General features: G+C 40.7%; 25 protein-coding genes and 1 other RNA gene. 19 read left to right on the top strand and 7 right to left on the bottom strand.

All coding sequences use genetic code 11. The features are described 5' to 3' along the window. Nucleotides 1-24: 24 nt before the first annotated feature. Nucleotides 25-759: a tRNA(1)(Val) (adenine(37)-N(6))-methyltransferase TrmN gene (gene trmN / locus P3L37_RS06500; RefSeq protein WP_196719396.1), complete on the bottom strand. Its 735-nt coding sequence runs from the start codon at nt 757-759 to the stop codon at nt 25-27. A gap of 158 nt (nt 760-917) precedes the next feature. Between trmN and P3L37_RS06495 the strand changes: the two genes are divergently transcribed. The 4 genes from P3L37_RS06495 to srmB all read left to right on the top strand — a co-directional run bounded on the left by P3L37_RS06495 (nt 918) and on the right by srmB (nt 5,942). Next, nucleotides 918-1,649, top strand: a complete 732-nt coding sequence (locus P3L37_RS06495) for an IclR family transcriptional regulator (protein WP_004912819.1) — start codon at nt 918-920, stop codon at nt 1,647-1,649. A 2-nt stretch (nt 1,650-1,651) separates the two neighbouring features. Next, nucleotides 1,652-2,569 carry a formimidoylglutamase gene (gene hutG / locus P3L37_RS06490; protein ID WP_196718988.1) on the top strand — a complete coding sequence of 306 codons (918 nt, stop codon included), beginning with the start codon at nt 1,652-1,654 and terminating at the stop codon, nt 2,567-2,569. A gap of 647 nt (nt 2,570-3,216) precedes the next feature. Further along, on the top strand, nt 3,217-4,422 hold the full coding sequence (gene gltS / locus P3L37_RS06485; protein WP_109911445.1) for a sodium/glutamate symporter: 1,206 nt from the start codon (nt 3,217-3,219) through the stop codon (nt 4,420-4,422). A 182-nt stretch (nt 4,423-4,604) separates the two neighbouring features. Continuing rightward, entirely contained in the window at nt 4,605-5,942 is a 1,338-nt protein-coding gene (srmB, locus tag P3L37_RS06480; protein ID WP_109911444.1) for an ATP-dependent RNA helicase SrmB, read from the top strand. A gap of 32 nt (nt 5,943-5,974) precedes the next feature. Here srmB and P3L37_RS06475 read toward each other — a convergent pair whose 3' ends face one another. Together P3L37_RS06475 and grcA are read right to left on the bottom strand one after the other, a co-directional pair. Then, the gene (locus P3L37_RS06475) at nt 5,975-7,420 is read right to left on the bottom strand and encodes an ankyrin repeat domain-containing protein (protein WP_109911443.1); all 1,446 of its coding nucleotides are present in this window, start codon (nt 7,418-7,420) and stop codon (nt 5,975-5,977) included. A gap of 158 nt (nt 7,421-7,578) precedes the next feature. Then, a complete protein-coding gene (gene grcA / locus P3L37_RS06470; protein WP_004912835.1) occupies nt 7,579-7,962 on the bottom strand; it encodes an autonomous glycyl radical cofactor GrcA in 384 nt (127 codons plus the stop codon). A gap of 379 nt (nt 7,963-8,341) precedes the next feature. On the opposite strand from grcA, the gene ung reads away from it, so the two are divergent. Next, nucleotides 8,342-9,037, top strand: coding sequence for a uracil-DNA glycosylase (gene ung, locus P3L37_RS06465; RefSeq protein WP_004912838.1), 696 nt, complete (start codon nt 8,342-8,344; stop codon nt 9,035-9,037). 105 nt (nt 9,038-9,142) lie between these two features. Here ung and grpE read toward each other — a convergent pair whose 3' ends face one another. Beyond that, entirely contained in the window at nt 9,143-9,736 is a 594-nt protein-coding gene (grpE, locus tag P3L37_RS06460) for a nucleotide exchange factor GrpE (protein ID WP_004912841.1), read from the bottom strand. A gap of 101 nt (nt 9,737-9,837) precedes the next feature. Between grpE and nadK the strand changes: the two genes are divergently transcribed. From nadK to bamE, 3 genes are all read left to right on the top strand, one after another. Further along, entirely contained in the window at nt 9,838-10,737 is a 900-nt protein-coding gene (nadK, locus tag P3L37_RS06455; protein WP_110732043.1) for an NAD(+) kinase, read from the top strand. An 86-nt stretch (nt 10,738-10,823) separates the two neighbouring features. After that, on the top strand, nt 10,824-12,485 hold the full coding sequence (gene recN, locus P3L37_RS06450) for a DNA repair protein RecN (protein ID WP_004912847.1): 1,662 nt from the start codon (nt 10,824-10,826) through the stop codon (nt 12,483-12,485). Nucleotides 12,486-12,597: 112 nt separating this feature from the next. Then, a complete protein-coding gene (gene bamE / locus P3L37_RS06445; RefSeq protein ID WP_004265001.1) occupies nt 12,598-12,990 on the top strand; it encodes an outer membrane protein assembly factor BamE in 393 nt (130 codons plus the stop codon). Nucleotides 12,991-13,163: 173 nt separating this feature from the next. Here bamE and P3L37_RS06440 read toward each other — a convergent pair whose 3' ends face one another. Both P3L37_RS06440 and P3L37_RS06435 read right to left on the bottom strand, forming a co-directional pair. Continuing rightward, nucleotides 13,164-13,469, bottom strand: a complete 306-nt coding sequence (locus tag P3L37_RS06440) for an RnfH family protein (protein ID WP_181937050.1) — start codon at nt 13,467-13,469, stop codon at nt 13,164-13,166. Then, nucleotides 13,453-13,887, bottom strand: coding sequence for a type II toxin-antitoxin system RatA family toxin (locus P3L37_RS06435; RefSeq protein ID WP_004912851.1), 435 nt, complete (start codon nt 13,885-13,887; stop codon nt 13,453-13,455). The genes P3L37_RS06440 and P3L37_RS06435 overlap by 17 nt, the downstream gene beginning before the upstream one ends. 153 nt (nt 13,888-14,040) lie before the next feature. On the opposite strand from P3L37_RS06435, the gene smpB reads away from it, so the two are divergent. From smpB to P3L37_RS06415, 4 genes are all read left to right on the top strand, one after another. Beyond that, the gene (smpB, locus tag P3L37_RS06430; protein WP_004265004.1) at nt 14,041-14,523 is read left to right on the top strand and encodes an SsrA-binding protein SmpB; all 483 of its coding nucleotides are present in this window, start codon (nt 14,041-14,043) and stop codon (nt 14,521-14,523) included. A gap of 48 nt (nt 14,524-14,571) precedes the next feature. Beyond that, nucleotides 14,572-14,929, top strand: a transfer-messenger RNA (tmRNA) gene (gene ssrA, locus P3L37_RS06425). Nucleotides 14,930-14,943: 14 nt separating this feature from the next. Then, a complete protein-coding gene (locus P3L37_RS06420; RefSeq protein WP_162598881.1) occupies nt 14,944-15,084 on the top strand; it encodes a hypothetical protein in 141 nt (46 codons plus the stop codon). Between the two features lie 59 nt (nt 15,085-15,143). After that, complete coding sequence (locus tag P3L37_RS06415; RefSeq protein ID WP_109913297.1) at nt 15,144-15,452, top strand: hypothetical protein; 309 nt, start codon at nt 15,144-15,146, stop codon at nt 15,450-15,452. 214 nt (nt 15,453-15,666) lie between these two features. Here P3L37_RS06415 and P3L37_RS06410 read toward each other — a convergent pair whose 3' ends face one another. Further along, nucleotides 15,667-16,050, bottom strand: a complete 384-nt coding sequence (locus P3L37_RS06410; protein ID WP_226537935.1) for a hypothetical protein — start codon at nt 16,048-16,050, stop codon at nt 15,667-15,669. A 316-nt stretch (nt 16,051-16,366) separates the two neighbouring features. Between P3L37_RS06410 and P3L37_RS06405 the strand changes: the two genes are divergently transcribed. The 7 genes from P3L37_RS06405 to P3L37_RS06375 are packed head-to-tail and all read left to right on the top strand — an operon-like array spanning nt 16,367 to nt 25,382. Further along, nucleotides 16,367-19,075: a DUF2345 domain-containing protein gene (locus P3L37_RS06405; RefSeq protein WP_109913296.1), complete on the top strand. Its 2,709-nt coding sequence runs from the start codon at nt 16,367-16,369 to the stop codon at nt 19,073-19,075. A gap of 1 nt (nt 19,076) precedes the next feature. After that, a complete protein-coding gene (locus P3L37_RS06400) occupies nt 19,077-20,999 on the top strand; it encodes a phospholipase D-like domain-containing protein (RefSeq protein ID WP_109913295.1) in 1,923 nt (640 codons plus the stop codon). 3 nt (nt 21,000-21,002) lie between these two features. Continuing rightward, nucleotides 21,003-21,968 (top strand): DUF6396 domain-containing protein, encoded by a 966-nt coding sequence (locus tag P3L37_RS06395; protein WP_109913294.1) that lies wholly within the window; start codon nt 21,003-21,005, stop codon nt 21,966-21,968. A 5-nt stretch (nt 21,969-21,973) separates the two neighbouring features. Continuing rightward, a complete protein-coding gene (locus P3L37_RS06390) occupies nt 21,974-22,975 on the top strand; it encodes a DUF6396 domain-containing protein (protein WP_222960435.1) in 1,002 nt (333 codons plus the stop codon). A gap of 5 nt (nt 22,976-22,980) precedes the next feature. Further along, nucleotides 22,981-23,985 (top strand): DUF6396 domain-containing protein, encoded by a 1,005-nt coding sequence (locus P3L37_RS06385; protein ID WP_272667339.1) that lies wholly within the window; start codon nt 22,981-22,983, stop codon nt 23,983-23,985. Between the two features lie 12 nt (nt 23,986-23,997). Next, nucleotides 23,998-24,261 carry a PAAR domain-containing protein gene (locus P3L37_RS06380; RefSeq protein ID WP_006662121.1) on the top strand — a complete coding sequence of 88 codons (264 nt, stop codon included), beginning with the start codon at nt 23,998-24,000 and terminating at the stop codon, nt 24,259-24,261. Then, the gene (locus P3L37_RS06375; protein ID WP_109913151.1) at nt 24,258-25,382 is read left to right on the top strand and encodes a hypothetical protein; all 1,125 of its coding nucleotides are present in this window, start codon (nt 24,258-24,260) and stop codon (nt 25,380-25,382) included. Before P3L37_RS06380 ends, P3L37_RS06375 begins: the two co-directional genes overlap by 4 nt. Nucleotides 25,383-25,884: the final 502 nt, after the last annotated feature.

Here is a 25,884-nt window from a genome sequence, read left to right as displayed (position 1 = left end):
TAGGGCCGGCCTTAAGTGCCGGCTTTAGTATTTCACATAAAATGGCTGAATTAGTTTACGAAATTCATCAGTATACTCACCCTTTTCATCTTTGAGTGCCAGCGATGTCACTTGTGTTTGTGTCTCTTGCAGTTGAATGCCCAATAGCATGCGATGGTAGGCTGTTGTAGGTTTATCACTAACATTAACGCGAAAAGCAGTAAACCAGCCTGAATTCTCAGCCATCTTCTGCATTTTTTCACCGACCTCATAGGGCAGCACTAAACAAAATAGTCCATGAGATAGAAGACAGGATTTTGCACTTTCTAGTAATACATCATGAGTTAATGTCGCGGTATATCGCGCTTGGTCTCGTTTTTCATCCCGACACGCAACCGCAGGTTCGAAATACGGTGGGTTGCTCACAATCAAATCATACTGAACTGAATGCAACTGGCTGTAGCTGACAATATCTTGGTTGATAACATGCAAACGCTCAGCCCATGGCGATTCAGTAAAGTTTCCCTGCGCTTGCACTGCGGCATCACTATCTAATTCGACCGCATCAACACGTAACTTTGTATTTCTTTGCGCTAACATCAAGGCTATTAACCCACTACCACTTCCAATGTCTAATACAGATTGAACACCGTCCACGGGAGCCCAAGCCCCCAATAGCACGCCATCAGTCCCCACTTTCATCGCACATCGGTCATGAGCCACAAAAAACTGTTTAAACGTAAAACCGCCTTTACGGTAATTCTTTTTTTGCTTACACATGCAAACACTCTAATTGGCTAATACTTGTTCGAATATTCTCATTCTAAGCAAATAAAAGTCATAATTTAACCTATTTGCTACAATATAATTCTCATATTATGGGAATTATATTTGAGACGAAAAAAATTTACTGATAAGTTCGAAAAAAAGGAGATGCTATGAACAGTATAAATAGAACCTTAGACATCTTGTCTTACATCACAACTTGCGCATCTCCAGTGACGCCACAGTCTATCTCATCAGCGTTAGAGATCCCGTTATCAACCGTCTATCGTTTACTAACAATTCTCATAGATTGGGAATTTGTATCTCACGCAAAACAATATGGCACATACTGTGTCGGCTCGCAGAGTATCAAAAATCAAGAAAAATACTATCACCACAGTTTATTGATGAGCGCATCTAAACAAGAACTGCAAACTTTAGCGAAAAAAACCCAAGAAACGGTGGCGATTATTACCTCAAATTTACGAGAGACCATTTGTGTCGACATGATTGAGAGTGAACAAGCGCTACGCTGTTCTTTTATTATTGGGCGGGGCAATACTTTAGTTAAGGGAGCAAGTGCGAAAACCTTGTTAGCTTTTCGTCATGAACTCTATCAAAACCAAGTACTTGAAGCTCATACAAAGCAGTTAACCACTGAACAACAAAAAATAAAGCTACAACAAGATTTACAACAGATACGCAAGCAAGGTTACGGCATGTCTGTAAGTGAAATCGATGAAGGCGTACTGGGGGTATCTGCACCGATTTTCAAAGGAAATGATGTGTTAGCTGTCGTTTCAGTTATGGCACCTGAATTCCGCTCTACACATCGCGTGGATGAATTTATCACGCACACCTGCCAAACAGCGCATAACATCACTAAATTAATTAACTTGGAGTAACTATGACACAACCTTTCCAATGGCAAGGGCGCACAGATGGTGAAACACAAGAGCATTTGCGCATCCATCAAGTCATTAATAAACACACACCTGCTGAATTTGCATTAATTGGTTTTGCTTCTGATGAGGGCGTTAGGCGCAATAAAGGCCGCCAAGGCGCTAAAGCAGGCCCAGATGCAATTCGCTATCAACTGGCTGGGTTACCTATTCATCAACCGCTTGCAATTAAAGATGTCGGTACAATTAGCTGTGATGATGGCAATCTGGAAGCCGCACAACGTCGTTTATCCGACCAGCTTATCGCACTGCTCGCTAAAAACCAAAAGCCGATTGTACTTGGCGGTGGCCATGAAGTCGCATTTGCAAGCTTCCAAGGCCTGTTTGACTATGTTGAACATTATCAAGCAGGTAAAACGATCGGTATTATTAACTTTGATGCGCATTTTGACTTACGCGAAGCCCCTATCGCGACTTCTGGTACCCCATTTTTACAATCTGCCATGTTGTGTCAGCAGCACCAACGCCCTTTTCAATATTTATGTTTAGGCATCGCAGACCACGGCAATACTAAAGTATTGTTCGATACCGCTAATTCATTAGGTTGCCAATATATCCGTGATAAAGAACTTGCTTATTCTAAGCTTCCTCAAGCAATTGAAAAAATTAAAAAATTTATTAGCGGCGTAGACTATTTATATGTCACCGTTGATTTAGATGTGTTTTCTGCTGCCATTGCGCCGGGCGTTAGCGCACCAGCACCGAAAGGTATTTCCACTGAAGTTTTTGATGAACTGTTTGCCATTATCAAAAGTAGCCAAAAAATGGCTGTTTTTGATATCGCAGAATGCAACCCTGAATTTGATATTGACAACCATACCGCCAAACTCGCGGCTTATTTGATTTACCAATATTTATTCTAATAAAACAACACAACAATTCGACTGATAAATACACTGTTTCTCACGCTGTTAAGATAATTAATTTTCAAACACCACAATAAAAATAGCTTTGAAGTTGATTATCAAACTAGCCGTAGCACGATAACTTAATGGTTTTTAACTATTGAATTTCGCGTTACAGCTAGGCGGCAAGTGACGTTATCCCTAGAAGCATACAAAAGTATGTGACTAGGGTAACGGAGCGCGGCCAACAACGCTGTAGCGCAATATCTTAATGGTTTTTAACTATTGAATTTCGCGTTATAGCTAGGCGGCAAGTGACGTTATCCCTAGGAGCATACAAAAGTATGTGACTAGGGTAACGAAGCGCGGCCAACAACGCTGTAGCGCAATATCTTAATGGTTTTTAACTATTGAATTTCGCGTTACAGCTAGGCGGCAAGTGACGTTATCCCTAGGAGCATACAAAAGTATGTGACTAGGGTAACGGAGCGCGGCCAACAACGCTGTAGCGCAATATCTTAATGGTTTTTAACTATTGAATTTCGCGTTACAGCTAGGCGGCAAGTGACGTTATCCCTAGGAGCATACAAAAGTATGTGACTAGGGTAACGGAGCGCGGCCAACAACGCTGTAGCGTGAAAGACAACAGTTAAAAAGGGAAAAATATGATTCTACACCTCGACACACTCTCCACCCTCTTCCTAACGGTGATCTGCCTACTCATGGGGATCCACTTAAAAAAACGTATCGAATGGCTACAGCGCTTTTGTATTCCTTCTCCCGTCATTGGCGGTTTTCTGGTTAGTTTGATTATTTGGGGACTCAAATCATTTAACCTTGCTGAAATCAATTTTGATACCAGTTTACAAACTTTTTTAATGGTCGCTTTCTTTACCACCATTGGTATTGATGGCAGCTTCCGCATCTTAAAAAGTGGTGGCCGGTTACTCTTTATCTACCTGTTTATTTGCTGGTTTGTCGTTATTTTCCAAGACACTTTTGGTGCAGGCATGGCGCATTTACTCGGTGTTGATCCCGTTATCGGTATCATGGCTGGTGGTGTTTCTCTTACTGGAGGCCATGGCGGTGCGGCAGCCTTCGGGGGCATGGCTGAGGGCCTTGGCGTGCAATCCGCAACGGTTGCAGCCATTGCTGCGGCAACTTTTGGCCTAATTACAGGAAGCTTACTCGGTGGCCCTATTGCAACATTCTTAATTAAGAAATTTAACGTGCAGATTAAAGCTGATGAAAACGTTGAGCGAGTTCAGGTTCCTGAAACTATCGCAGGGAAAATTGAATCTATCGATGCTCACGCTTTTTTAAAAATGCTAGCTCTCGTTCTAGGGATTATGGTTATCGGCCAATTCGCTTCAGCGCAGTTTACCAAAGCAACTGGCTTTTCATTACCCAGCTATGTCGGGGCGATGATTATTGCAATAGTTATCCGTAATATTAATGACCAAGTCGAATTGTTCCGTATTAACCAAAAGTCGGTTGACCTTATCTCTGAAGTTTCACTTGGCCTATTTTTGACTATGGCTATGATGTCATTGAAAATATGGGAGTTAAAAGCCGTTGCTTTGCCATTATTCACCATCCTATTAGCACAAGTTATTATTTTAATTTTGTTAGTTGTCTTTGTCATTTTCCGCTTATTAGGCAAAAACTACGATGCTGCGGTAATGTGTGCTGGCTTAATGGGGCATGGTTTAGGTGCGACGCCAAACGCAATGGCAAATATGTCCTCGGTTTGTGAACGTTACAAACAAGTTTCGATGAAAGCTTTCATGATTGTGCCACTCAGTGGTGCAGTACTCATTGACTTAGTGGGTATCCCTTATCATACATGGTTAATTAATATGCTTAGCTAAGTATACTGAAGGAGGAGCTCTCTCCTCCTTCAACTATTTACCTTCTATATATTTCACTCATATCCATAGATATATCGCTCCCTGTCCGTAGTGAAAACAGTTACACTTGAGCAAAGCTGATTTTTTCAGGTGAACAATTTTGCTAACCTGTTTATAATCAGCGCCCCAAATAGAGGTATATCATGACTGCATCCACTTTTACTGAACTTGAACTTGATGAAAGCCTAATTAATGCGCTTTCAGACAAAGGCTATCAACGTCCGACCGCGATTCAAGCGGCAGCAATTCCTGCTGCAATGGATGGCCGCGATGTATTAGGTTCAGCCCCGACAGGAACAGGTAAAACCGCCGCGTTTTTACTGCCTGCGATCCAACATTTACTTGATTTCCCGAGAAAGAAATCAGGGCCGCCTCGCGTTCTAGTTGTCACGCCAACTCGCGAACTAGCCATGCAGGTTGCTGACCAAGCAAAAGAATTATGCGCCCATAATCATCTAGATATCGCTACCATCACTGGTGGTGTTGCTTATATGAACCACGCTGAAGTTTTCAGCGAAAATCAAGATATTGTCGTCGCAACAACAGGCCGACTACTCCAGTATATTAAGGAAGAAAACTTTGACTGCCGCGCAGTTGAGATTTTGATCCTTGATGAAGCTGACCGCATGCTCGACATGGGCTTTGCCAATGACATAGAAACAATTGCAGGCGAAACACGCTGGCGCAAGCAAACTATGCTGTTTTCTGCCACTCTTGAAGGCGAAGCTATTCGTGACTTTGCTGAGCGTTTATTAGAAGATCCAATTGAAATTGATGCCGACCCTTCACGTCGTGAACGTAAAAAAATTCAGCAATTTCATTACCGTGCTGACACACTAGAGCATAAAACAGCCTTACTGTGCCATTTGTTAAAACAAGATGAAGTCACCAAAGCCATCGTCTTCGTACGTAAGCGTGAGCGTTTACGTGAATTAGTCCAATGGTTACGCGAAACGGGTATCGAACCTTGTTATCTTGAAGGGGAAATGCCACAAGCTAAGCGTAATGAAGCTGTACGCCGCCTCGTTGATGGCCAAGTTAAAGTACTGGTTGCAACAGATGTAGCTTCTCGTGGCTTAGATATCGAAAACGTTAGCCATGTTTTTAACTTTGACTTGCCTAGAACTGCAGATGTCTACTTACACCGTATTGGCCGTACTGGCCGAGCTGGCCGTAAAGGCACGGCAATTTCTTTAGTCGAAGCGCATGACTTTCCATTATTTGGTAAAATAACTCGTTATATTGAAGAGCCTATCAAGATTCGCGTTGTTGATTCTTTACGTCCAACAACTAAAGCTCCTTCAGAAGCGATGTTAAATAAACCAAAACCATCAAAGAAAGTACTTGCTAAGCGTAAAGAAAAGAAAAAAGAAGAACAAGCTAAGAAAAAAGAAAAAGTACGCCATCGCGACAAGAAAAATATTGGAAAACGTCGTACTCCTGTTAGCTCTTCTATATCAACCGCTAACGATAAAAGCTAATGACTAAAAACGGGTTTAGGCCCGTTTTTTATTTAGCCCATCATTTGTAAAACTTTCTCTCGCATTTGTTTTCCTTCATGAGTCAGCAGGTCAGGCTTAATAATATGGTTACCAAGTATATCCTTACAATCTAGGCCTTTATTATTCTTAATACGCCAATCAGCTCCATTTTCCAATAATAGTGTAGCAACATCGAGTGCATGGCTATTTAAAGCATCATGTAAAGGCGTATTTCCTAAACTATCCTTAATGTTTACTGTTAATCCATTTTTCAATAAAAGCTGCGATTGTATAAGACGGCCATTTTGCGCAGCTAAATGTAAAATACTTTTTTGCCCTTTTGATTGAAGCATTTTAATTGTTTGACCATATCGAGATTCAATTAAAGCTTTAATAAATTGCCCATTGGCAGTTCTGACTGACTGTTGTGCCAATACATTAATATCACAAGGTTTATGATCTAATGATAAGAGTGCTGAAAATTCAGTTATATTTCCTTTTTTGATTGCACTTTCACAACATTCTTGCCAACTTATCCCCTGTTTTTCTTCTTTAATAGGAAAAATTTCTAGTGGTATTTCTTGTACCTTATTATATTCACCTGTGATTGCATTCCAGTTATTCCATGGTTTATATTTGCACATAACCTTAATAATTTTAAGCATTGAATGAGCTATAAAACTTCTTGTTATTAAACGGGTCGGTAACCAATCTTTCCAAGAGTTATGTTCGCTATAAGCCATTTTAATACAATTTCCCAAAGCAGAAGGGATCGGTAAAGAGTTTTGCAATCTATCGAGCCAGTCATATTGTACCGTGTAATAACGTATCAACCCTTCTTGTGCAATTTTTTCAGCAACGTGATAATCAATCCCAATATTATTAATCGTGTTTTTTGCCAATCCTGCAGGACTGAATACAATACAAGGTGATTGACTCGCTAACGCCGCAATTGAAGCCAATCCCCCACCTAATGAATGCCCCGTACAAATCGTATTTCCATTTACTGCATTAAATAAAATATTCATCAAACCAACAGCTTGAAAATATTGAGACTCATAAAAACCAAGTCCTTGACGGATATTACTATAAAAATCGATAATATCGTTAGTACCTGCAAAACAAAGGACATATAAGCCATTGAATCGACAAATATTAGCTTGAAATCCCGTTTGCTCGTCATTTAATAATTCCGCATTAATTCCGAGATCATAAATATCTTTATTACTTAATTTTTCAATACCCTGTATATTCCGCCAATTTTTATGATAAGCGCCTTGTGCTAGTAGAGCTAATATATAATCTTTTGATTGTGCCTGAGTGCCTAAAAAATCTTTTCTTAATACATCTTTAGGCCATAGCTCTGTTATACATGATTTAATATCTTGATGTTGGTGCCGTAGATAAATATTTAAATTTTCTCTAACAAAAATATACTCATCTTTTTTTGATAGTATTTGTTGTGTAGATAATGACATGATTTCTCCCTAACAAGTGTATTTGTTGGAAGAATATTGAAATACAAATAACCAAGGTGGGAAATAATCAACTTTATTAGTAACAAATAAAAAGCCATTGATAACAATGGCTTTAGAATTTAATATATATTACTAGATGTAATTATGTCTAATATTTATTACAGACTTTCAGTGAAAGTACGGGTAATAACATCACGTTGTTGTTCAGGCGTTAATGAATTAAAACGCACGGCATAACCAGAAACACGAATTGTTAATTGCGGATATTTTTCTGGATTTTTAACTGCATCTTCTAATGTTTCACGGCTTAATACGTTAACATTTAAGTGCTGACCGCCTTCAACACGTACGGTAGGTTTCATTTCTAAAGGAACTTCGCGATACTCAAAAGCACCTAATTCATCTTTAGCAACAATTTGCCCTTCGTTGTAATCGGCTTTCGCACAAACACAACGAGCTTCATTTTTTTCATCATCCAGTAACCAAAACGAATTCAACAATGCTGCATTATCAGTTTTAGTAATTTGAATACCTGTAATCATGTCGACCTCCACGTTCGAGCTAGATTGCATTCGATTTGTGTAATAAATCGAAGCTACATTAACCATCAATCTTATGAAAACTTGTAATTGGATATTTGGTCTAACCAATGTATATAGTTATTTTATACCAGCTAGATCCCCTACTTTCTTTGATATTTATCAATTATTCCACTTAGCAACTAATTCAATCACCCCAACTTTATGATTTAAATCAAAATTAACAATTCATTTTTTTAACTATTTGTATAAATTTTCAATTTTTTTTAAAATTAATAGTCAATATCAGGGCTTTATCTCTCTCTCATGAACCAGTAAGCTTATAGCTATCAACTGGTTCATATAATTGTTCCTTCCTAAATTCATTGTTATGGAATATTTCATGTCAAACTCCATTACGTGGCACGATGTTATTGGCCCTGAAAAATCAAAACCCTATTTCAAAGAGACACTCGCTTATGTAGCAGAACAGCGCAAAAATGGTAAAATTATCTACCCTGCTCAAGACGACGTTTTTAATGCATTTAGGTATACCGAACTTGCCGATATTAAAGTCGTTATCCTAGGACAAGACCCTTATCATGGCCCAGGACAAGCCCACGGCCTCTCTTTTTCCGTACTCCCTGGTATTAAGCCACCACCGTCATTAGTGAATATGTATAAAGAATTAGAAAAGGATATCGCTGGCTTTCAAAGACCTAATCATGGATATTTGCTCAGTTGGGCTCAACAGGGTGTTTTACTCCTTAACACCGTTCTCACCGTAGAACAAGGCAATGCTCACTCCCATGCCCATTTAGGTTGGGAAACCTTCACGGACAAAGTTATTGAAGCAATCAATGAAAATACACAAGGCGTTATTTTTCTACTGTGGGGTTCCCATGCACAGAAAAAAGGTAAAATAATTGATACAAAGCGCCACCATGTACTCAAGGCTCCTCACCCTTCCCCACTTTCTGCTCATCGAGGATTTTTAGGTTGTGGCCATTTCTCACAAACTAATACTATTTTAGAACAACAAGGTAAAACACCTATTGATTGGAACCCTGTAATAGATGAGCCAAATCTGCAACCATAGATGATTTTTTGGCACTAAGTCATAAAAAAGGGAAATCAATTGATAGATTTCCCTTTAGTAATATTCTCTTGGGGGCATTTGCCTCCATTTAAATAACGATGCTCTTTATTTAGAGACAATCACCATTGCAGGTCTTAGTAAACGGTTGTTTAATGTATACCCTTTCTGCATAACTTCAATCACATGATTAGCTTGGTGATCTGGTGACTCAATCATCGTTATCGCTTGATGAACGTCAGGGTTAAATGGCACATTGATATCACTGACAGGCTCGATCCCAAACTTAGCCACTGCATCTAAAAAAGTTTTTAGCGTTAAATTTAGCCCTTCTAACATCGCTTTAGACTCTTCACTTTCGTGATCTGCTGCATCTATCGCACGTTCTAAGTTATCAATCACTGGTAGTAATTCATTTGAGAATTTTTCCAGTGCGAACTTATGTGCTTTTTCGATATCTTGCTCAGTTCTGCGGCGAATATTTTCAATTTCTGCGTGTGCACGCAACATCGCTTCACGTTCAGTTTTTTGTGAGGCTTCTAACTGTTGTTCAAGCTCAGCAATACGCGTGGCTAACGCTTGTTCGTCTGCTTGTAATTCATCAGCTTGTTGAACGCTGGCTTCTTGCTCAGCTTGCACTTTTTGTGATTCATTTTGTTCAAAAGCTTGCTCATCATGCATGTTTTGGTCTTTACTACTCATGAATATCTCCGCGTATTTAGCATTAATCCCATATATGAGAGTATTATGGGGATCTAATACAGGGATTCAAGGGAAGTCATACAATCAGAGGCCAAAAAAGTATGCGAAAGGACAATAATACACCACTACTACATTTTAAAACGATAGGCATTGTCGGGCACCCTAGGCACCCTGAAGCATTGGCAACTCATGAATTAATATACCATTGGTTAATTTCAAAAAACTATCAGGCCATTATCGATAAACAAGTTGCTAAAGATTTAAAATTAGTCAATGCCAACACTGGAACATTAACTGAAATAGGCCAACAGGCTGATTTAGTTGTTGTTGTTGGGGGAGATGGCAATATGCTCGGCGCTGCTCGTATATTATCTCGGTATAATAATAAAGTTATTGGTGTAAATCGTGGTAATCTCGGTTTTCTTACCGATTTAGACCCGGATAATGCATTACAACAACTTTCACGTGTTCTTGAAGGTGAATACCGCGAAGAAAGGCGTTTTTTACTAGAAGCACAAGTCATTAAAGCTAACCAAAAAGCACGTAAAAGCACCGCAATTAATGAAATTGTTCTACACCCTGGTAAAGTTGCTCATATGATCGAGTTCGAGGTCTATATTGATGAAAAATTTGCCTTTTCTCAACGTTCTGATGGTTTAATCATTGCCACACCAACAGGTTCTACAGCTTATTCACTTTCCGCTGGAGGCCCTATTTTAACCCCGAATTTGGATGCTATTGTATTGGTTCCAATGTTTCCACATACCTTATCCTCTAGACCTCTGGTGATTAGCAGTGACAGCAGTATTCGGCTGAAGTTTTTACGAACAAATATTGATTATGAAGTCAGCTGTGATAGCCAAATCATGCTCCCTATTCAGGACGGTGAAGAAGTCATTGTCAAACGTAGTAATAAAAATCTTAATTTGGTTCATCCACAAGATTATAATTATTTCAACACGTTAAGTTCAAAATTAGGATGGGCTAAAAAAACTTTTTAATTTTTTCAATCTGCCTCTTTACTGTATAAAAAAACAGTCATACACTGTATTAAAACACAGGTGTGTATTTTTACAGGAGAGCGCCGATGCTTACCCAACTAACAATCAATAATTTTGCAATCGTACGTGAATTAGAAATTGATTTCCGTAATGGCATGACAACCATAACCGGTGAAACAGGTGCGGGTAAGTCCATTGCTATTGATGCACTTGGCCTGTGTTTAGGCAATCGGGGTGAAGCCAATATGGTGCGCCCCGGTGCACAACGTGCCGACCTCTGTGCTCGCTTTTCCTTAATGGATGCTCAACTGGCTGCCAATTGGCTTACTGAGCACCAACTCGATAACCAAAATGAATGCCTATTACGCCGCACTATCTCTCCTGATGGCCGTTCACGTGGTTTCATTAATGGCGTTTCAGTTCCTTTATCGCAACTTAGAGAGTTAGGAACATTACTGATCCAAATCCATGGTCAGCACGCACACCAACTCTTACTAGATAGCGCCCATCAAAAATCCCTGCTTGATGCCTATTCAAACCAGCAAGAGCTAATTGCTCAAATGAAAAAAGCATGGCAAACATGGCACGATTCCTGCCAACAATTAGCTGTATTTCAAAAACAAATGCAAGAACGTGAATCTCGACAACAGTTGCTAGAATATCATCTAAAAGAACTGAACGAATTCCTCCCTGTTCAAGGGGAATTTGAAGAGATAGACCAAGAATATAAACAACTCGCTAATCATGGGCAATTTTTAGCTATTGGCCAAACAACAACGCAAATACTATCTGAAAATGATGATTCGAATGTTATTAGCTTATTAAATATGGCAAAAAATGAATTATCTGATCTAGTCGCTCTCAACCCTAAATTTTCAGAGCTACTTGATATGCTTGAAGAAGCATCGATACAAGTCAGCGAAGTCAGTGATGAAATAAAGCATTATTGTGACCAATATGAGCTTGACCCTAATCGCTTGTTTGAACTAGAAAAACGCATTTCTAAACAAATTAACTTAGCGCGTAAACACCATGTCACTCCCGAAGCTTTACCCGAATTATTTCAGCAATTACTGAGCGAACAAGAACTAATAGCCAGCCAAAATGAAGACTCTGAAACGTTAAATGCGCAAGTACAAGTAAATCATCATATTGCTCTCGAATGTGCGGAACGTTTACACCATGTACGTTTACATTATGCTCAAGAATTAAGTACATTAATTACCAATAGCATGCACCAACTTTCAATGCCTCATGGTCTGTTTACTATTGATGTAAAATTTACTCCAGATCAACTACAAATTGATGGTGCCTGTAAAGTAGAGTTCAATGTGACGACTAACCCAGGGCAGCCACACCAAGCACTTGCGAAAGTGGCATCGGGCGGTGAGTTATCACGTATAGCACTAGCAATCCAAGTGATTACAGCTAAAAAAATGGATACGCCCGCATTAATATTTGATGAAGTCGATGTCGGTATTAGTGGACCAACAGCAGCAATTGTAGGGAAGTTACTACGTGAATTAGGTGAATCAACGCAAGTTATGTGCGTTACACATTTACCCCAAGTGGCAGGGTGCGGTCATCACCACTTTTATGTCAGTAAAGAGACAAATGGTGTAGAAACAGAAACTCGTATGCAATTATTGGATAAAAAATCTAGATTACAAGAGCTTGCGCGTCTTCTTGCTGGATCTGCGGTAACAAAAAATACGCTAGCCAATGCAAAAGAGTTGCTTGCAGCATAATTTTTGACAACTTTTTTACGCTCATGTGGTCTTAGAGTCGATAAGGAAGGTTTTAAATTGTATCAATGTCGATTATCATTGATGTTCTGACTCCAAAAGGAATGAGATATCCATGCGTTATAAATTGTTAACTGCTGCCGCGCTATCACTCGCATTAATGTCTACGGGCTGTTCAATGATGGAACGTCTTGTCTATCACCCAGACATTAACCAAGGTAATTACCTCACAGCGAAAGATGTCGCTAAGATCCAAAAAGGAATGACACAGCAACAGGTTGCTTATACTTTGGGCACCCCAATGTTATCTGACCCGTTTGGTACTCAGACTTGGTATTATGTTTTCCGCCAAGAACTTGGGCATGACCCAGTTCAGCAAGAAACTTTGACTCTTATCTTTGATCGTAATGGTATTCTTACTGACATCAAAAATGAGAAAAATCTTGCCGCGCAGGAATCAATGGAAGCTGCTGAAACAAAAGCATCAGAAACTAAAACAGCTGACTAACCATAAACACTAAGAACCACCTAGTGTGACAATAACAACCTGTTTTCTGAAGGACTTATTCAGGCAGGTTGTTATTATGAGTATCTTTATTAAAAATTTATTAAAAGCATTTTGCACAAATAAATTTAAAGACAAAAACCGAGCTTTTGCTCGGTTCGCTACATAAAATTAATTTACTTATTTTTAACTTCTTTAGATTTTTCAGCTCTTTTACGCCGTAACTCTTTTGGGTCTGCAATCAAAGGTCGATAAATCTCAACTCGATCTCCATCTTGCACTAAATCTGTCAATTTAGCGGGGCGACTATAAATACCAATCTTATTTTTTTTAAGATCAATATCATCCCTAAGGGCAAGGATACCAGAAGCAAGTATCGCTTCTTCTATTGTCGTCCCCTCTTTCACTTTGACTGATAGCAAAAATTGCTTTTCAGGAAGCGCATATGTCACTTCAATATTCAGCTCAGACACTGTATACATCCTTTGCTCTTAAAGTGAAAGCTTGAACCATATTATTTGCTAGTTCCTTGAAAACTTTGCCAAACGCAAGCTCTATCAATTTATTTGTAAACTCAAAATCAAGATGAAACTCGATTTTACAAGCGTCTGCACTTAAAGGAATAAATTTCCAACCACCAGCTAATTTACTAAATGGCCCTTCAACAAGTTGCATGTGTATGCATTTATTATCCTCTAGCACATTTTTTGTGACAAAAGTTTTGCTAATACCTGCTTTTGACACTTCAACAGAAGCGGTCATTTCTTCAGAGCTATGACTAATAATTCGGCTACCTACACACCCCGGCAAAAAGCTTGGATATGAAATAACGTCATTAACGAGTTTATACATTTGTTCTGCGCTAAAAGGGACCAACGCAGAGCGACTAATCTGTGGCATATCAATTCCTATCCCCAAAAACTGAGCGTATAATACCATCTTTGATTGGTTAAACAAAAAACAAAACCCACATAGGGCAAGATTTGCACAATCAAAAAAATATCAGCTTAGAAAGATTTCTTTCAACTCAGCTTACAGTATAATGATTGCACTATGACAAAGAAAAAACCATATAAACCCGGTTCAGCAACAATTGCTATGAACAAGCGTGCTCGCCACGAATATTCTATCGAAGAGGAGTTCGAGGCGGGTCTATCCCTACAAGGTTGGGAAGTTAAATCACTCCGTGCAGGCAAAGCCAACATTGGAGATAGCTACGTTCTATTACGGGACGGTGAAGCTTATTTATTCGGTGCAAACTTCACACCACTGACTGTTGCATCATCGCATGTTGTATGCGACCCAACGCGTAGCCGTAAATTACTTTTAAATCAACGCGAATTAGATACACTCTACGGTAAAGTTAATCGTGAAGGTTATACCGTTATTGCACTTTCTCTCTACTGGAAAAATGCATGGTGTAAAGTTAAAATTGGTGTTGCCAGAGGTAAAAAATCTCACGACAAACGTTCTGATATTAAAGAACGTGAATGGCAACTCGATAAAGCACGTATAATGAAACATTCTAACCGCTAACCTCTAGCTTTATAGAGTATTTTTCTGTTATACTGAGCTCAACAACTTGGGGCTGATTCTGGATTCGACGGGATTTGCGAAACCCAAGGTGCATGCCGAGGGGCGGTTGGCCTCGTAAAAAGCCGCAAAAAAATAGTCGCAAACGACGAAAACTACGCTTTAGCAGCTTAATAACCTGCTTAGAGCCCTCTCTCCCTAGCCTCCGCTCTTAGGACGGGGATCAAGAGAGGTCAAACCCAAAAGAGATCGCGTGGATGCCTTGCCTGGGGTTGAAGCGTTAAATTTAATCAGGATAGTTTGTTAGTGGCGTGTCTGTCCGCAGCTGGCAAATGAATTTAAAGACTAGACTAAGCATGTAGTACCGAGGATGTAGAAATTTCGGACGCGGGTTCAACTCCCGCCAGCGCAGGAACGTACCGCATGACGACATTAAAACTCTCCCATTACCTTTACCAACGTGCTAATACGTGGTGGTTTCGTAAAACCATCCCGACCACAAACACTCGCTATGACATGCGTTTAAGCCTCAAACTAAGCAACTGCATACAGCTCGATCATTAGCCTTAATCCTCAATAGTCAATATAATCACTGGCAAGTCCAATATTCAGGAAGCCCGAAAATGACCAAGGAACACATTGCCTTTTTTCAGCAGCAACTCAAGTTATTAGTCAACAGATGGTGGCAGCGTGAAATGGATGATTTTCATGGCAACCTTGATAAGGGAATTGATGAGCTCAATGATTTACAGCACGTCGCAACGGGGCTTATTGAGTTTCATCACAAACGTATTATTAAAAAAGAGTATAGAGATAATGCCAAAAACCAGAGAATAGCTACCACGTTATTAGATGAAATCCAAGAGCAACAATCGGATGTCACCTCTAACTTAACCAAAACAAGACTATCAGCAACTGGCTCTTATGGTTGACCAAGCGTCTTTGCAGCACTATCAACGACTCAATACGTATTTATCAAACCCAACACCTGACTGGCTAACCACCCCCGTAACCTTTGAGGCTGAATCAATCATTGATGATAAGCCACGTTACCCCTTATCTAAACTGATTAGCGACTATCAAGAAGAAAGCCAACAAAAAGGACACAGCCAAAAGACCAAAAACAAGTATGCTCAATGCCTCGCCTTAGCAATTATTTTCCATTGCACGTTTTGTGTTGCGCATCGTCCATTGGGACACCTGATGAAAATCCCTATCATCACCTCGCTCAATGGCGTTACGAACTTCATTCATAAGCGTTACCGAACGGACTAGCAATGCTCTTACAATACGCATTTTCGATAAGTCTGACTGAGCCGACTTTATCTTTTCAAGCTGCTTTTCATGTTTAATTTGCCTAGCTGAAATCATGCCTGCGATAATGATTGCCAAAATACTGCCAATCGCTTGAATCCAAGCAGGAATAATTGACTTAACCAGATCTTTTTCCGCAAAGTCAATATAGGTAACAGCCTTAGTAACAAGTAATAAAATAACAGCGAAAGAAAACAGATAAATGATTTTTTTCATAATGATTGTTTGCTAAATCTCCACACTATCCAGTACCCCTAAATTTAATCATACATACAACTTTAGTTAATTTGTCATACTCAACTATCCTGTCAGCAACATCTGAATGAAATGCAAGGAATGAAACTCAACGTAAGTGTAGATGAATTCAGATAAATCTCTTTTATGCTAAACACTTCAAGATTATTTCACATTCAATTTGCTTTTGTTTGTGATAATTCGTTATCTTAACGCAAATTACTTAACATTGAAGTGGGTAACCTCACTCGCGGCTTATTGTACCTTCGGTTACCACGGTGGACACAAAGGAAATAAGATGAGCTTAATGGATAATGCACTACGACCTTTTTTATCCCATAATCGCTACCAGCTTGCTGTACAAGGTTGCCAGACCCACTTAGATGTTGAGCACTTCACGGGACGTGAAGCCATTAGCGAAACGTACCGTTATCAGATTACTTTTACTTCCACAGAGAAAAACCTGCAAGCGCCACAATTTCTACGCCGCAGTGCTGATTTTACCTTTTCATCGCCTACCCTGCCATTGGCTATGCTGAACACATTGAATGAGCCGCAAAAACGTGTTCATGGCGTGATCACCCACTTCAAGCGGCTGTCTGGCTCCGCTGATGAAGCACAATACCAAATTGTGATTGAGCCGTTTGTTGCGTTGCTGCGTCATCAGATGCGCTCCCATCGCTTTTTCCTCAATAAATCCGTGCCCGATGTCATTGACCTTATCTTGCGTGAACACAAAATGCAGGGCTGGGAGTTTGAGTTTCATTTGCAGCGCCAATACCCTAAGCGGGAGCAAATTAACCAAATCAATGAGAGTGATTGGCAGTTTATTGAACGCCTGCTAAGTGAAGTGGGGATTTTCTATTCGTTCAGTTTGCAACCGGATACCAAAACCGAAGTTATTCATTTTGGGGATAGCCAACGAGCCTATGTGTATGACCTCAAGCTACCTCTCAATAGCCCATCAGGGATGAATGACGAGGGTGTAGAAAGTGTCTGGGGGTTATCACTACGTCATCAAGTGGTTGAGCGCAGTGTCACCACCAAAGATTATAATCACCGCCAAGCGATGCAAACCTTGCAATCCATTGAAACGGATATGACTCGAGGTGAGGGAGAGGACATCCACTACGGTGATGTCTATCATTATAAACCTCGTCATCTTGAGCGCGGTGAGAAGTACCAACCAGAAACGGAAACCGCTCACTTTTGGTCACGCCTTGACCATGAGCGTTTTCTGGCTCGTCAAACTCAGCTGCACGGTAAAAGTAATTCACCGATGCTAACGCCATTATTGGTGCTCAAAATTACCGATAACCAACTGCCTTCAACATTACCGTCTGACTTTCAATCTGAAATACTGATTACTCGATTGCGATTTTCAGGTAGCCGCAGCAGTGCCTTAGTCGTGCAATTTGAAGCAACGTCGTACACCGAAGCTCTGTGCTGGCGTCCGACCTTGAAGCCTCGCCCTGTGATTGCAGGGACATTGATGGCACGCGTCACCAGTGCTAAACCTCACGATATCTACGCCCACCAGAATGAGCATGGCTTTTATTGGGTTAAATTCGATGCGGATCGTGATGAAAAACCGACGGGGTATGAAAGTATGCCTGTGCGGCTAGCGAAACCGTACGCGGGCGATACCTACGGGATGCACTTTCCGTTAATCCAAGGGACAGAAGTTGCCATTGCCTTCCATGAGGGTGACCCAGACCGACCGTACATTGCCCATGCCTTGCATGACTCGCATCGTCCCGACCACATCACCGACAAAAATAATACCCGCAATGTCATTCGTACTCCGGCAAATAATAAGCTACGCATGGAAGACAAACGCGGGGAAGAACACATCAAATTCAGCACCGAATACGGGGGGAAATCGCAACTCAATTTAGGGCATCTGGTTAATCAAGGGCGTGAAAAGCGCGGTGATGGCTTTGAGCTGCGAACCGACAGCTGGGGCGCTATTCGAGCAGGAAAAGGGCTGTTTATCAGCACAGATTTACGCACGAAAGCCTCGTCTGAACAACTGGATATGCGCGAAGCCAAGCAACAGCTTGATGATGCGCTGAATTTAGTCAGTTCGCTACGCGAAGCGGCAGAGGTGGCAAAAGCTGAATTGGCCGATTTAAATGCCCAACAAACTTTACTGACCCAATCAATTAATGAACTGCAACAAGCGGCAATGTTGCTCAGTGCGCCTGCGGGTATCGCATTAACCTCCCCGAAAACCGTACAGGCGAGCAGTGGTGAAAATATCACCCTAACCGCTAATAAACAGGCAGATATCTCAGTCGGTAAAAAAATCACCTTAGCGGCAGGCAAGGCAATCAGCTTATTTGCTCACACCCTAGGAATTAAGGCCTTTGCCGCAAAAGGCAAAGTGGAAATTCAAGCGCAAAGTGATGAGATGCACCTGACCTCACTCAAAGACATGACCGTCACCAGTACGGGTGGAAAAACCGTGGTCGCCGCTAAAGACGAACTGCTACTGACCTGTGGCGGTGCCTATATTCGCTTAAAAGGTGGGCAGATTGAGTACGGCAGCCCCAGCAACCAAACCGTCAAAGCAACTAACTGGGTGGTTGAAGGACCTGCCTCCATGGATGTGACCCATCCGCAATTCCCACAATCGATGCCAAAACAGACCTTGCGCTTTCAACTGAGTTCATCACCACAGAGTCCGATGAAGGCACGCGCTTTTGAGCCGTATGAGCTGTATGCCAATGGAGCACTGATTTTAAAAGGTATGAGTGATGCGCAAGGTAATGTCCAAATTGACCATGATATTCCCACAGATAGCTATCAACTATACCTACTCAGTGGCGATCGTTATGACATTACAGTGCCACCACCTGCTGAAGATGATGACAGTAACGAGCCTACAGTCAATATTGGATTTAGACCAAGCGCACCTAGCCAAGAGCGTGAAAATGCACGTATTGGCGATGTTTGGGGTCAAAACCTTTCAGAGTTTTTAACCGCATTCAAAAAGGATAAGTAATATGTCTGGAGGTAATTGGAGTCAATTCCCGCTAGGAGTTCAACTCCCAACATCAGCAACGCCACCGATGATTGATATACCAGTATCAAGTTGCATGGTGGCACATATGACGCCAAGCTGGATACCTGAACGCACGAAATACCCCATGAGTTTATTTACCTATGCACCATTAATTAATGGACAACAAACCTTTGCCGCCGTTGCGGAAGCCATTCGAAAATCGAAAAAAAGTATTGATATTATTACATGGGGCTTTCAACCCTCTATGTATTTTGAACGTAGTTCGAATGCCCGAGAAGGTCAATATCCGATGATTGGCGAGTTGTTAGAGCAAAAGGCCAATGAAGGTGTGCAAGTGCGTGTACTTGTGTGGTTTGATCATGTGGGAAAACATTTTGAGAAAAGCTTTCCCGGTTGGGGGAAACAAGTGATATCGCCATCCCAACTCAATGATTTTCTTGTCTTTGGTGCAAAGCTCGATTATCAAACCCAAAAACAATATCAGTTTGATATCGCTTGGAACCGTAAAGTTCATATGGGCCTTGTCAAAAACTTGTCAGTACGGACTCGTGATATTGCAATGAGTATACCTAATTCGCGATTAAAAGATGTTACGGCGCGAACCAATCATCAATTTTCGAGTCAAGAAACTGAGCTAAGTGCTCGCTGGGCTGCTTTAGCGGCTGGTTCAACGCATCATCAAAAAGCGGTTTTAATCGATTATGAAGAGCCTGAAAATGCGATTGGTTTTGTGATGGGGCACAATATGCACTCGGAATATTGGGATCAAGATGCACATGCCATCACTCGTCATAAGGAAGAGTCATGGCTTGGTCGCGATGGCGTAACGGCGTGGCAGGATACCTCAAACTGTGTGTATGGTGAGCTACTGTATGATTTAAATGATAACTTTGTTTCAGCGTGGAAAAAAACAGACGGGTTCTTCGCCAGTAAAGGTGACGATGTAGATCAGCTTGCACAGAGAGAAGGCCGTTCACGATGTGACTATATCCCGACACCTGAGCATATCAAAAAACTCAACGCCCATTACACCTTTTTAGCGAATAATCCTTTAGTTCCTACGGGCGGGAAAATTTGCCGTACCCAGCCACAACACGATGAATACGATATACTAAAAGCCTATGATCATGGTGTTAAACATGCCCGTAACTACATCTATTTTGAGAACCAATATTTTCGTTTGTCATCTATCGCGACCAATTTACGGGATATGGTTGAAGAACGAAACCGACGTTTTTTACAAGCTGCCGAAACTGACAGCAAATTACAAGGCATTAAACCGCCTCCGTTCTATCTTTTTGTTGTCACTAATTCAACGGAAAAACCCTCTGTAGGGAGTTCGAATGAGGTAGGCGGCTATCAAACTTATAAGATGCTAGAACAACTTGGTCGTCGAGATTTAATGAAAGAGCACGTTTACGATCAATCGTACAAACCTAAATCGGGTTATTGGGGGGTCTATATCCCAGATGAAAACATCAAAAGCCCTGATGATATCCAACCCGAAAAAATAGAGGGACTAGAGACAATGATCTGTACCCTTGTTTCTCCTGATTCGGATAGATGGCAGCAAGTGTATGTCCACAGTAAATTAACCTTAGTCGATGATACTTTTTTAATCCAAGGCTCTGCTAATATTAATTTACGTAGTATGGCATTTGACAGTGAAATAGCCGTGATATTGCAAGATACCGATGATTTTCCAATTGTAAGACCGTTAAGAGAAAAGTTATGGGGATTACACAAAAGAACAGGGGGTGTTTCAAGTGATCTGACGAGCGAATTTGAATCATGGAATGATCTTATAACCAAAAATAAATTAAATAAAAAAAACGAAAAAAAGCCAAAAGGCTCAATAATTTCTTTTGAAGATAAAACTATCAGCCTAAAAAATGCGGATTAATGGATGAGTGTAGAGATAAAAATCACTTTATTATTGGGATTTATTTTGCTAATGGGCTGTAAGCCTATTGATAAAAAGGACGTTACTGTGACTCAAAAAAACGAACCCGATTTAACCTTTATCTGTGTGTATGAAAAAGACACGCTACCGCCCGTTGATCCAGAAGCCGATATTTGGTTTAAACAAGCCCGTGAACTTGAAAAAGTGAATAAATATCAACGCGATTATGCCAAGATTGGTGAGCTCTACCGTAAAGCCGCAGAGCGAAACCATCCTAAAGCCATGCTGAACTTAAGTAACTTAATCAGTTATGGCAAAATCCCCCCAATTGGAGGGAAAGGCCCTGCTCAGGAGGTATGGAACATTATCCGAAAAATGGCTAAATTAAACATCAGCTATGGTTATTACCAAATGGGGCATTATCTGGACACTGGTTATGGTGTAGCCGCAGACAGAACAAAAGCATTAGCTTATTTTAGGCAGGCTGCCGATTTAGGCAGCCCAGAAGGACAATATGTTATTGGTGATATTTTCCTTTCAAAAAGATTGGACAATATGCAAATTAATCCAGCGTATCATCCTGAAATAGGTAAAAAAATGCTAGACTGTGCCGCTAAACAAGGGAATGGAGAAGCCGCATATCAATTAGCTACATATTACCAAGACGTAGACAATAACTTAAGTACAGCTTTGAGCTATTATCAGATAGCGGTAAAAAATGGATCTAGAACATCAGCATCGACTTTTATGGAGGCATTTAAGCCGGATATAAAAGAAAGTTCTATTTACTATCTACCAATAACCCCAGATCTTAATCGTTCAGTTCGTTATGAAGCTATTGTAAGTGAAATTAGAAATAACCCCGAGGCACGCTTTCCCGATATCGATAAAATCGTTCCACTTCCCCCTGCCGAACTCCCTGAATGGGATGGCACGTTTGAATATAAAAAACAGGCAGAGGGGCAATAACCAAGATGAATCTCTCCTTTTTATCTCATCATCAATCCGTTGCTCGCGGCATATTTAAATGCGGTGCATTGATTTGTAGCATGTTGATGCTGAGTGCTTGCAACCCAATGGATAAAAATGAAGAGCCGCCAATTCAAAAAACCGAACCCGATTTAACCTTCACCTGCGTGTATGAAAAAGACACATTACCACCCGTTGATCCGGAAGCGGATATTTGGTTTAAACAAGCCCGTGAGCTTGAAAAAGTGAATAAACATCAACGAGATTATACCAAAATTGGTGATCTCTACCGCAAAGCCGCGGAGCGTAATCACCCCAAAGCCATGCTTAACTTAAGCAATTTAATCAGTTATGGCAAAGTGCCACCAATAGCAGGAAAAGGTCCCGCACAAGAGGTGTGGGATATTATTCAAAAAATGGCTAAATTGAATATCAGCTATGGTTATTACCAAATGGGGCATTATCTAGACACGGGTTATGGTGTAGCTGCTGATAGAACGAAAGCGTTAGCGTATTTTCGTCAAGCTGCGGATTTGGGTAATCCAGAGGCTCAATATGTGATTGGAGATATACTTGTTTCTCAACGCTTATCGGACAGAGATAACCCTGCCTATCAACCCGAAATAGGAAAAAGTATGTTGGATTGCGCAGCTAAACAAGGCAATGGGGAAGCTGCGCGTCGATTTGCTACATACTCTTTTAATGTGGAAAATAATGTTGATACTACCTTAATATACTATCAACTAGCAGTTAAAAATGGTTTGCGTAGTGCTGCATCTAGGTTAAATCAAGTTTTTGACCCAAATACAACTCCAAAAGATTATTACTATCTAGGTGTAAAACCAGATCTTGAACGTTCTTCTCGTTATGAAGCTATTGCTGATGAGATTAGAAATAACCCCGAAGCACGCTTTCCTGATATCGATAAAATTGTTCCTCTTCCGCCAGCTGAACTCCCTGAATGGGATGGTACGTTTGAATATAAAAAACAGGCAGAGGGGCAATAACCAAGATGAATCTCTCCTTTTTATCTCATCATCAATCCGTTGCTCGCGGCATATTTAAATGCGGTGCATTGATTTGTAGCATGTTGATGCTGAGTGCTTGCAACCCAATGGATAAAAATGAAGAGCCGCCAATTCAAAAAACCGAACCCGATTTAACCTTCACCTGTGTATATGAAAAAGACACATTGCCTCCCGTTGACCCTGAAGCGGATGTTTGGTTTAAACAAGCCCGTGAGCTTGAGAAAATTAATAAATATCAACGTGATTATGCCAAAATTGGCGAGCTTTACCGCAAAGCGGCCGAGCGTAATCACCCCAAAGCCATGCTTAACTTAAGCAATTTAATCAGTTACGGCAAAGTCCCACCGATTAAAGGTAAAGGAGCAGCTCAAGAGGTTTGGGATATTATTCAAAAAATGGCCAAATTAGACATCAGCTATGGTTATTACCAAATGGGACACTACCTCGATACAGGCTATGGAGTCGTCGCTGATCGTACTAAAGCTTTAGCATATTTTCGTCAAGCTGCGGATTTGGGTAGCCCCGAGGCTCAAAATGCCATTGGAAATATTTTTATCTCGAAGCGTTTATCAGACAGAGATAACCCAGCTTATCGCCCTGAAATTGGAAAAAAAATGCTTGAATGTGCAAGCAAGCAAGGAAATGGAGAAGCTGCGTATAATTTAGCGTTTTACTTACATACAGTTGACAGAGATTTCAATGGAGCTTTAAAAAACTATCAGATATCCATTCAAAATGGATACTGGATGGGAGCATCTATATTAAGCCAGTCATTTGATCCTAGCACAACTCAAAAAGATTATTATTATCTTGGTGTTAAACCTGATGCCGCTCGCTCAGCCCGTTATGAAGCAATTGTCAAAGAAATGGATGCTTCTGACGAAACCGCCAAGTTCCCCGATATCGATAAAATCGTTCCACTTCCCCCTGCCGAACTCCCTGAATGGGATGGTACGTTTGAATATAAAAAACAACAGGATAACCAATAAAAGGATCTTAACATGCGCGCACTTGTTCGATTAGGTGACAAAACTACTCATTGCGGCGAAGTGATTTCCGCTTCTGGCTCGATGATGTACGGTAAACCGATAGCTTTAGTGGGTGACAAAGTCAGTTGTCCTAAAAAAGGACATGGTGTCAATGCCATTTTACCCGGCTCAACGCGTATTTTAATATCCGGTCGCCAAGCGGCATTGAATGGCTTTCAAACCGAATGTGGCTGTACCCTCATTGCGAGCCTTTCCTCGTCAGGTGAACAGTCATGATGAGTTGGAAAATCCCCTCTTTAGAGCATCCACCAGAGCCTCCATTACCGCGTGTGGGGCTTTGGTTGTTTTTGGTTGTTCTCATTGGTATTGCTGGATTTGGTATTGGCGTGTATTTATCTTCAATTACCGTATTGTCTAGCGAAATCAGTAACAATCAAATAATCGCTTTATTTGTTGTTCTTCCGGTGATCATTATCTTGTTCATCCGATTACTTATTTATTCAATCACGGCTTATCGTCATCAACTTTTTACGAATATGTTAGATGACGCCCACAATGAATGGCGTTATTGGGCGGGTAAGCACCTTGGATTATTAACGCATTCACGATTAACTCAAATCGATGAAGAGAAACAAGAGGGTGTGCCGTTATCTTCTTTACCAATTAATAAAGATAATATATTGACACTAAACGCCTTGAAATCCCTTTCGTTATGGGAAAAACAAGAAACAGCGATACAAAAATTGCTTACCCCAATCGCGACGTTTTATCATCAACACGCCCTCACCCAGCCGATAACACTGTATTGGCAAGCAAAAGAAAGTGGGGCTAATTGGACGGAACTTATTGAGCAGGAAGCGGCTCGCCTATCATTGCCACTTGAATCTGTTGAAATATTGCCATACAAATCACTCAGTGAATGGCTGTTAGCGCTGTATGAAAACGCCTTTGAACCCAAATTATACGCTATTTTAGCATTTCAGTTAGATTCCACGGCAAGTGAAGAAGCTGCTAGCCTATTACTCGCCCCTCAAGGATTCTACGAGAGTCTAAGAGCACCTATCAAAGCGAAGCTATTACGCCCGATATCCACCGAGGAAAAATCCTTCGCTGATGCCTTGAAAACACAATGTGAATTTCAATTACCGGGTCACCAATTAAATTCAGTGTGGCATAGCGGGATCACAGATAAAAACAAGAGCCAATGTATTGAAAGCTATGTACAGCAAGATATTCATTGTCTCTTAAACCAGTTTTATGATGTCGATAACTTTTTCGGTAAGGGTGGGGTTGCTCGGCATAGTACCATCTTGTCCTTGGTCAGCGATAATCCCGAAAACCAACTAATAGTCAGCCAAGAACACGATAACTTATTGTTACAACAAATAATATGTTAATAAGCTAATAAGAGGTGATTGTTATGAGTGATAAAATTCGTCATGCCATTGAGTACTGGGCTAGCCGCCCGACATGGTTTAGTTCCCATCCCATGGATGTCAAAGAGCTTAGACAAGCTATCAGGAACCTAAAAAAAAATATCACCGCCTCCGACTTTACTAGAAATAAAAGAAGCGATTCATTTTTATGTCGATGATGCACCGACTCTATTAGGCACCCCCTCAGATTTATCACAAGCAGTCCATGAATTTGCTGTCAAGATCTACAATAAGCTTTAAAGGTATAATTCTATTTTCGACATAATTAACTATGCTGTTCCACCTCGTCACCATATTGGTTCTAGCATTCTACTAGAACCTGCTAACATAAATCATTATCACCACAGTAAAAAAAATCTCAGATATATATTATCCCCTTGAATAGCTATCATTTTCTTTTATTTCAAGGAGTAACATGCATCAGATCTCTCACTTTAAAACCCTTCAATCGACTCTACCGGCT

The sequence above is a fragment of the Providencia sp. PROV114 genome (assembly GCF_032704305.1).
Lineage (GTDB): Bacteria > Pseudomonadota > Gammaproteobacteria > Enterobacterales > Enterobacteriaceae > Providencia > Providencia rettgeri.
Note: the sequence above shows the minus strand (reverse complement) of the source record. Positions and strands in the feature narration are given on the sequence as shown.